The organism is Nocardia niigatensis NBRC 100131, assembly GCF_000308655.1.
Taxonomy (GTDB): domain Bacteria; phylum Actinomycetota; class Actinomycetes; order Mycobacteriales; family Mycobacteriaceae; genus Nocardia; species Nocardia niigatensis.
The window spans coordinates 1-826 of sequence record NZ_BAGC01000093.1 but is presented as its reverse complement, the minus strand read 5'-3'; the positions used below and the strand labels follow the sequence as shown (position 1 = coordinate 826).

The window sequence follows — 826 nt, the reverse complement described above, 5'->3', positions numbered from 1 at the left end:
GCGCCCCGCAGCGGTCGCCACGTGAGACCGGCCGGTTGTGTCGTGACCGCGGTTTCACCGGCCGGGGCGAGGGTGAGCCCGTCGCGTAGGTCGTGCTGGGACATGTCGAAAGAGACTGCGGGCGTGTGGAATCGGGGGTGTGGCCGGGTGTCGCGGAACAGTGCGGACAGCTGGTCGTGGATCACGGGGTTGGCCGCACGGTCGGGAAGTCGCAGCGGATACGCGGCCGCATCGGCGATCTCGATCTCCGGATGTTCGGCCAGCGGATGATGCTGCGCCAATTGGACCCCGACACGCACACGCCGCAGCGGGAACCGGCGCACGCCACGACCCGGCTGTTCACCGCGGGTGATCCCCGCATCGATGCGGCCGTCGGCGACCGCGGGGGAGATCTCCGGTGTCGCCATCGGGACCGCGCCGACCGCGAGTCCCGGGCTGCTGCGAATGAGCCTGTCCACCAGGGCCGGTGCCGTCTCGGCCCCCGCGCTGAGGCTGTATCCGATGCGCAGCGTGCCCAGTTCACCGGCCCCCGCATTCCGGGCGGTGTCCCATGCCCGGTCCAGCGCCGCCAGCGCGGGCGGCGCGGACTCCGCCAAAGCCGCACCGGCCGTGGTCAATACGACGCTACGCGTGTTACGAACCAACAGGCTCGTACCGAGTTCCGCCTCCAATCGGCGCATCCGGGCACTGAGCGCGGGCTGCGCGATCCCGATCCGTGCGGCCGCGCGGGTGAAGTTCAACTCCTGCGCCAGCACCAGAAAGTACCGCAGGCTCACCGTATCCGGCGCCACATGCCCTCCCCCTCAATTGATAACGATCCGTTCTG

Annotated in this window: 1 protein-coding gene; it reads right to left on the bottom strand. The window is 70.0% G+C overall.

Translation table 11 applies throughout. The annotated features are described in order from the left end of the window. Positions 1 to 791, bottom strand: a 791-nt coding sequence (locus tag ON33_RS30915; protein ID WP_040862681.1) for a LysR family transcriptional regulator, incomplete at its 3' end; no start/stop codon positions are given. Positions 792 to 826 lie beyond the last annotated feature (35 nt).